Raw genomic sequence first — 698 nt, 5'->3', positions numbered from 1 at the left:
CCGCATATGGGCAAAAAACCAATCACTTCTCGCCACCAACACCCGCTGCGCGCTGCTTTTGTTTATCGAGGGAAAACCGTCTTGCGATAAAAACGCCGTGCCGCTCTGCCATCCCGCCACAGGGCGCTGCTGCAACAACATTTTTGCCTGCTCTGCGTTTAGCGTGTTGAGAAACAATGCGGAGAGCAGCGGTGCCTGATAGTCCCGCAAAGTATTAATATTTATCTGCAACTTTTGCGTCGGCAGTGCGCAGACGAACGGCAGCAGGCGCTGGTAAAGCGCGTTTCATCTTCAGCCCCGTCCGCCATCGGCTGGCTGTCTTCGTCGATCCAATCGCGCACCGCCGCCACAATGGTCACCGCCTGTGCCGGATCGACCCCGAGATTGATCAGCAGCCAGCGGAACACCAGCGCGGGATACGGCGTGCTGACCGCCGTGCTGTCGTCGCTGATGGTTTGGTTAATAGCATTCAGGTTGAAACACGCCAGCCCATCCTGCACATAGCCGAGGATCTCCCCGCCCTCAACCGGAAACTGACGTCCGCGCTGCGCCCAGCTTTGCGACAGCGTGGTGCGTTCCGGCGTGATCAGCGCATCACGCAGGATCACCTTACCGACAAAAGCCTCCGCACCAAGGGCATACCATTTAGCCTGCTGGTGCCCCAACTGGCGCTCGGTCCGCATAAACACCTTGCCTTG

At 58.6% G+C, this 698-nt stretch carries 2 protein-coding genes; both read right to left on the bottom strand.

Going from position 1 to position 698, the window contains the following annotated elements:
• On the bottom strand, positions 1 to 231 hold a 231-nt coding region (locus J5224_RS36035), incomplete at its 3' end, for a type II secretion system protein GspK (protein ID WP_413544763.1).
• On the bottom strand, positions 222 to 698 hold a 477-nt coding region (locus J5224_RS36030), incomplete at its 5' end, for a general secretion pathway protein GspK (RefSeq protein WP_413544762.1). The genes J5224_RS36035 and J5224_RS36030, both read right to left, overlap by 10 nt.

It is taken from the genome of Candidatus Symbiopectobacterium sp. NZEC135 (genome assembly GCF_025962695.1).
The sequence above is the reverse complement of the archived record's forward strand: the minus strand, read 5'-3'. Positions and strand labels throughout refer to the sequence as shown.